Raw genomic sequence first — 6,119 nt, forward strand, 5'->3', positions numbered from 1 at the left:
GTCATATCTCGGGTTGTTGGCCGCCGGCGCGCCGCGCCAGCAGTCCGAGGCCAGCGGCGAGGCCGACCGTAACCGCGGCGACGGCGATCGACTCCCACGGCCAGGCACCATCCCGCCCGAGGCCGGTGAGAATAGTGCCGACAGCCCACAACACCGCGACGATCACGGAGGCGGATGCGCCCAGCCCGCCGCGCGGCAGGCGCGATATCGTCACCCACAGCACGCCGGCCGCCAGCGCCCAGGCGGTCACCGCGACGCCGACATTGACCGCGACCTGCGCGGGGAGACCGCCGGCCAGGCGCGCGAGCGTCGGCAGCAGCGCGCCCGCCGGATCAAGCAGCATCGACCACGCTGTCACCCACAGGACCGTCGCGGCCCCCAGCGCCGCGGCCACCGGAACAGCGGCGCACGGCCGCGGAAGCAGGAGCAGGACGCCGGCGACGGCCGTGGCTGCGAAGAGCGCGCTCATCGCGTCTCCCCCAAGGTGGCGAGCTCGCGGATCATCAGCTCTTCGCAGCTGCCGGCTCGCGCCCGCCGCGCGAGGTCGCCGAGCGCGGCCGCCTCGACCGGCCGATTGCGTGTCACGTGGGCGAGGAGGCCGGTCACGAAGCTGCGCCAGGACGCGTCGGGGCCGCTCCCGGCGAGGCCCGGCGATTCGAGCCGCCGCGCGATGACGTGGTCGACATGCCCAACGAGCAGCGGGCAGGCGCTGGCCTGCGAAACATCCAGCGCGCGCGTGCTGAGCGCTCGAATCGCGCCGGGGCAGCTGTCCTCGCTTCGGGCAGCCCGCCCCTTGAACCACGCCAGGAGGCGCCACACCCGCACCGAGAAATGCGATGGGTCTTTCTGGAGCGCCTCGGTAAGCAGCTCGTCGAGCACGCTCGCCCAGTCTCGCGGCGTCGCGCCGTCTTCGGCGACTAGGACCCGGAAGAACAATCGATCCGACAGCAGCGCCGCCGGCACGTCGCCCGGCGGCCCGCTTTCCTCCAGCACCCGCTTCGCGGCGGAGGTGTCGCGGAACTGCAGGGCGGTGAGGATCTTCTCGTTGAGGAGGATCGCCCGGTGCGTGCCGTCGAGACCCTCGCTGTGGAGGGCGGCATCGATCAGGGCGTAGGCCTGCTCCGGCACGTCGCTGAGGGCGGCAGCCGACATCATGCGGCGTACGTTCGGCGGCCAGTCGATGTCGTCGAGCGCGCCGCGCATCGCCGCCGTGTCACCGAAGCGGACGTCTCCCTCCTGGCACCCCGCCTCACGCTGCTCGCGGACCCGGCAGCGGTCGACGATGTGGGGCGCCGGAGCAGACCAGACCCACTCGAGCCCGTGCCGCGTCCAGGTCGCCGCAGGTGCCACCGCACCCGCCGGATCGCTCCGCGCACAGCCGTCGTTGGCGACCGCTGCCGTCGCGATCGACACGACCGCGGCGACGGTGACCACCATGGACGCCCGCCAAATCACCGGAAGATCCTCTGTGCGGCGAAGCTGCCGGCATCGAGGGCGATGGCGCGAGAGACGCGACCGCTCTCGGCCGCGGCCGGCAGCACCTCGACCCGAAGCCGGATCCGGCATGCCGACGCCCACGACAGCAGCGGCGCGATGGACGGCTCGCGCTGGTCGACCCAAGCTGTGAGGAGCCGTCGAACGCTCCCCGGGCACGGCGCGCCGGCGCCGAGGGGCGTCACTTCCCGCACCCAGGCGGCCGGCAGCGCACCGGGCGTGAACACCAGATTGACCGCGAACTCGTTCGGTGCGGCGCCTTGGCCCGCGTGGAAGCTGGCGTGACCGTCCTCGCCCCCCGCGGTGCCCGGCGGCGCGGCGACGATCTCGCGGGCCAGGGCACCGAGGTCGAGCATCGTCACGATGCCCCCCGACACGATCGCGAAGCCGCCCCGCTCGCGGACCGGGCTCCAGGTCGCGGGCAGGACCTCGACCGTCTCCGCAGTCTGGCCGATCGAGGTCACCGGCACCGGCGGCGCATCGGGCGCCGCACTGAATGCCGCGAAGATGAAGGCCACCAGCACGGCCGCGAAGAACCCGACGGACAGGTCGATCGCGGCGGTTTCATCCTCGCCCAGCACGTTGCTCACTCTCCGAAATCGAGCGACACGGCGACTGGCGTGACGGTAAAGATCATCCGAGCATCGGGCGGCGCGTCCGGCTCGATCACGTCGCGATTGTGCCGGTCGACGAGGTCGCGCTGGAACTCGCGCAGGCAGCGGGGCCCCGGTGGGCGCGACGGCGTCGATGCCAGCGCGATCGTGTAGAAGGGACGGTCCGGGAGCCCGAGCAGACCGACCGCGCGCGCCAAGTCGGCCGCGTCCGCCGCGGCGACGGTGCGCGGCGCTGAGCGCGTCACTGCATCGGCCGCGACGACGAGGAACGCCGCCTGCCCCGCGCGCGGGCAGAAGCTGACGAGATCGGCCTGGATCGGCAGCCGAACCGGCTCGTGCGGACGGGACACCGCCAGGGCCATGATGAGCGAGGAGGTCGCGGCGATGAAGATGTCGGTCATGACGATCCCGAACCCACCGAACGCCCGATCAGCATCTGTGTCCGCGTTCACGTGTCGAGCCACAGGCGCGCCGCCTTGCGGAAGAACATGATGGTCAACGCACCCGACAGGCCGAGGAACGTGGTGTCGAACGCGGTGTAGAGCCCACCGATCAGGGCACTCGGGTCACCGGCGTCCATCGCCTGTCGAAGTCCGGCGACCGCGACCGAGATTCCGACGACCGTCCCCATGAAGCCGAAGGACGTGAACAAGGTCTGCGCCCAGGCGCCGAACGTGTCGTAGGCTATCGCGGTCTCCCGGGTCGGATGGCGGGCCGCCAGCCAGGCCGCATGAGGCACGAGCGCGATCCAGCCGACTAGCATCGGTGCCTGGAACAGCGAGAAGATGCTGCGCTTGAGCATCGCGGACAGATAGTCGTCGCCCGTCAGCAGGTCCGGCATCGCCGGCGCGATGGTCAGGGCGAGCAGGTAGCTCGCCCCGACCACCAAGAACCAGCCGACGGCAGTTGCGGCGATCGTTCGCTCGGTCTTCGGCATGGCGAGAACCGTCAGGGGCTGCTCGCGTCGAGCAGGCCGCGCGTGACCATCTTGCCCTTCTCGACGATCTTCGCGAACTCGCCGACATTGGCGACGATCATATCGATGGCGCGGACCACCTCGCCGGCACGGATCAGGAACTTCAAGCGGGTCTTGTTGTCTTCGAGTTCGCGGATCACGTTGCGCGCTTCGATGATCGTGCTCCCCCGCAGCGCCTCGGCCGCCCGGAGCTCGCCGAGCTTGCGCTCGAGATTCGGCAGGGTCGCCTTGATGACGTCGTCGTTCGAGGCCCTCGCCTCGTCGATGAGACTACTGATCGCCTGCTCGATCGACGCCATCTCCGCGCGGAACGTGGACTTGTCGTCCATGCTCTCCGTGACCTGCTTCAGGCGCTCGATCATCGCGGTGACCGTCTCATCGGCCTTCTCGATGTTCTCCCGCTTGGCCTTGATCGCCGCCAGGACCGCCGGAAACTGCTTCGACTGCGCCTCCATCGCCGCCAACAGCTCGTCGACCTGCTTGGAGATCTCGGCGATCTTGGAGTCCCCGCTGCGCCCGGGCGACGGGGCCTGGGTCCGCGTGGTCTGCGTGTCGGGTGTCCGCCCGAGCACCTGCGCCTGAACAATGTGCGATGCGCCCGCGCCGACCAGCACCGCGGCAAGCGCGGCGACACACGCGAACTCGCGTCCGAACCTCGGTCTCATTCTTCCCTCTCGAACATTCCAGCACCGGCACGTGTCGTACGATTATTTCCCCGCCTTCACCGTCCCATTCGGGTCACAGAACAACATGTGAAACCGCGCGACCTGCTCGATCGTCTTCGTCGCGTTCTGGAGGATGCGGACGGATTCACTCAAGCGAGCCATGCCGGGCTTCAGCTTGTCGAGTTGGGTCCGCATGTCCCGAACCAAGTTGTCGGGCAGGCTGTCGGACGGCGACGGTACAGGCGTGAGGCCGCGCCGGTTGTCACCACCGGCCAAGCCATCCAGCGACTTCGGCGCCGTGTCCGTTCCTACGGCGCTCATGTCCTCGACCTGACGTGGCGACACGTGCCGCTCCCATACGGTCTGACAGTTCTGGATGCTACTCGCACGCTCCTGCAGCGCGCCCAGGATCTTCGGGTTCTGCGTTGCGATCTCGTAGTTCCGGTCGAGCTCGGCCATGGAGAACGCACACAGTCGCTGCCTGTTGCTGACGTGGGTCCAGTCGCGCTTCAGGAGCTCGCCGTACTTGGTGAGTTCCGTCTCGATCTCGAAGGTGAGGAGATTCGCCTTCTGCTCGAGATCCCGCGGGCTCGGCGCGCACGCGGGCGTCATCCCCAAGGACTCGCATTTCAGGCGCTCGGACAGCTTCTTCGCCTCCGCACACTTCGGCTCGCCCGCAGATCGGGGGGCATCCGCCGACGACTGGCTCGTGCTCTCGGCCCGGAACGCATCTTGACACTCGGGCGCATCCGCCCGCGGCGGCCGCGCCCCGGTCACGCCGATCAATCCATTGTCTAGGCAATAGCGGGCGTGCTCTGATAAGAATTTTGCGTCGGCACAAGCGGCCTCGCAGGAGGCCAAGCACCGCTGCGCAATCTCGGGGTTACGGCAGATCTCGCTCGGGCTAAGGGCGAACGCACTTACAGCCGTCATCACCAGCAGTGCCCCCGCCGAGGGGACCAGTCTCGCCATTGCGACCGCCTTCGGTTAAGGTCGCGGTAACAATGCCCTCTGGAGGCGCATATTTCCACTAAAAAATTGCGTTTTGCAGCATTTAGGTGCGATATGCGATTTTACATACGCGCAGGCTGCGGCCAGCATTCACGATCCGGAAAGACCCTATAGCAAACAGACAGATGGTGACGCCTGCCGTGGTGCGAGATGCCGTCGCCTATCTCGTGCGCGAGCACGAGGTGAGCGAACGGCGGGCGTGCGCGATCATCGGGCGGACCGCTCGACGGTACACTACCGCCACCGCCGGCCGGACGATGCCGCGCTGCGGACGCGCCTGCGCGAACTCGCGGCCGAGCGCCACCGGTTCGGCTATCGACGGTTGCGCATCCTGTTGCGACGCGAGGGCAAGGTGGTGAACCGCAAGAAGATCCAGCGGCTCTACCGTGAGGAAGGGCTGTCGGTCCGCCGCCGGCGCGGCCGCAAGCGGGCCATCGGACTGCCGGCGTCCGGTCCCGGTCCCGATGGTGGCGAACGCCCGCTGGTCCTTGGACTTCGTCCACGACCAGCTCGCCAACGGCCGCCGGTTCCGCATCCTGAACATCATCGACGACGTCACCAAGGAATGCCTCGCGCACGCCCGGCAAACCGATGCAGAACAGCAACTGCGGGGCGTTCAAGCTGTTGAAGTAAATATCCCCCGGCAAAGCCGGGGGCTTTATGGTGTGAGCCGCTCAAAGCGGCTGGACTGGGACGCTGACGCGGCCCAACGAATGGGAACCACCTGAAGGTGGTTATCTCCAGAGGCTCAACTGATCCAGCCGAGCATCCTCTTTTTCCTGGTTTTTGATGTACTCCCGGATCATGGTTTCGTCCCGCCCAACCGTCGAAACGAAGTATCCCCTTGCTCAGAAGTGCTGTCCTGTGAAGTTTTTTCTTTTTCCGGCGTAGACGCGCGCTATGTGAATGGCGCTCTTGCCTTTGACGTAGCCGATCACCTGCGAAACCGCGTATTTCGGCGGTATGGAGATCATCATATGTACATGATCCAGCATCAGGTGCCCTTCCTCAATTCGGCTCTCTCGCTGCTCGGCCAGTCGCCGGAATACCTCCCCCAAATCTGATCGGATATGCCCGAAAAGCTGCTTTCTTCGACCCTTTGGGATGAAAACGATGTGGTATTTGCACTCCCACCTCGTGTGACTTAGACTCTCAAACTCGTCCATCGTGACTTGACCTTTCGTGTGCTTTGGCGGCTCACGACGGTGATTGTCACGATGGACTCCCTGATACGTCAAACATTTGGGAGTCACCCCGGCAAAGCCGGGGGATTACATTGTTTATTTATGTCAAGCCGTATATCAAACGAGGCAAGACCGATGCGGCCGATGCCGAAGCGATCTGCGAAGCGGTGACCCG

The 6,119-nt window shown here is 66.9% G+C and carries 7 protein-coding genes and 2 pseudogenes; 1 reads left to right on the top strand and 8 read right to left on the bottom strand.

Annotated elements, in window-relative coordinates:
- Window position 1 precedes the first annotated feature (1 nt).
- The 7 genes from F1193_RS13640 to F1193_RS13670 all read right to left on the bottom strand — a co-directional run bounded on the left by F1193_RS13640 (window position 2) and on the right by F1193_RS13670 (window position 4,535).
- Window positions 2-469, bottom strand: coding sequence for a hypothetical protein (locus F1193_RS13640; RefSeq protein WP_150098358.1), 468 nt, complete (start codon window positions 467-469; stop codon window positions 2-4).
- Window positions 466-1,437, bottom strand: a complete 972-nt coding sequence (locus F1193_RS13645) for a hypothetical protein (RefSeq protein WP_150098359.1) — start codon at window positions 1,435-1,437, stop codon at window positions 466-468. The genes F1193_RS13640 and F1193_RS13645 overlap by 4 nt, the downstream gene beginning before the upstream one ends.
- 14 nt (window positions 1,438-1,451) lie before the next feature.
- The gene (locus tag F1193_RS13650) at window positions 1,452-2,084 is read right to left on the bottom strand and encodes a hypothetical protein (protein ID WP_150098360.1); all 633 of its coding nucleotides are present in this window, start codon (window positions 2,082-2,084) and stop codon (window positions 1,452-1,454) included.
- Window positions 2,081-2,509 carry a hypothetical protein gene (locus tag F1193_RS13655; RefSeq protein ID WP_150098361.1) on the bottom strand — a complete coding sequence of 143 codons (429 nt, stop codon included), beginning with the start codon at window positions 2,507-2,509 and terminating at the stop codon, window positions 2,081-2,083. Before F1193_RS13655 ends, F1193_RS13650 begins: the two co-directional genes overlap by 4 nt.
- Window positions 2,510-2,556: 47 nt before the next feature.
- Window positions 2,557-3,045, bottom strand: coding sequence for a MotA/TolQ/ExbB proton channel family protein (locus F1193_RS13660; RefSeq protein ID WP_150098362.1), 489 nt, complete (start codon window positions 3,043-3,045; stop codon window positions 2,557-2,559).
- A gap of 11 nt (window positions 3,046-3,056) precedes the next feature.
- On the bottom strand, window positions 3,057-3,698 hold the full coding sequence (locus F1193_RS13665) for a hypothetical protein (RefSeq protein ID WP_150098363.1): 642 nt from the start codon (window positions 3,696-3,698) through the stop codon (window positions 3,057-3,059).
- 93 nt (window positions 3,699-3,791) lie between these two features.
- Window positions 3,792-4,535: a hypothetical protein gene (locus F1193_RS13670; protein ID WP_150098364.1), complete on the bottom strand. Its 744-nt coding sequence runs from the start codon at window positions 4,533-4,535 to the stop codon at window positions 3,792-3,794.
- Between the two features lie 347 nt (window positions 4,536-4,882).
- Here F1193_RS13670 and F1193_RS13675 point away from each other — a divergent pair.
- Window positions 4,883-5,335 (top strand): annotated as a pseudogene (locus tag F1193_RS13675) (IS3 family transposase); the annotation flags it as partial.
- 159 nt (window positions 5,336-5,494) lie between these two features.
- Here F1193_RS13675 and tnpA read toward each other — a convergent pair.
- Window positions 5,495-5,926 (bottom strand): annotated as a pseudogene (gene tnpA / locus F1193_RS13680) (IS200/IS605 family transposase).
- Between the last annotated feature and the right edge of the window lie 193 nt (window positions 5,927-6,119).

Source organism: Blastochloris sulfoviridis, assembly GCF_008630065.1.
In the GTDB taxonomy this organism is placed as follows: Bacteria; Pseudomonadota; Alphaproteobacteria; order Rhizobiales; family Xanthobacteraceae; genus Blastochloris; species Blastochloris sulfoviridis.

Bases quoted from the DNA above. Each gene is read 5' to 3' on its own strand.
- F1193_RS13640 (WP_150098358.1), bottom strand. From the start codon at position 469: ATGAGCGCGCTCTTCGCAGCCACGGCCGTCGCCGGCGTCCTGCTCCTG.
- F1193_RS13645 (WP_150098359.1), bottom strand. From the start codon at position 1,437: ATGGTGGTCACCGTCGCCGCGGTCGTGTCGATCGCGACGGCAGCGGTC.
- F1193_RS13655 (WP_150098361.1), bottom strand. From the start codon at position 2,509: ATGACCGACATCTTCATCGCCGCGACCTCCTCGCTCATCATGGCCCTG.
- F1193_RS13660 (WP_150098362.1), bottom strand. From the start codon at position 3,045: ATGCCGAAGACCGAGCGAACGATCGCCGCAACTGCCGTCGGCTGGTTC.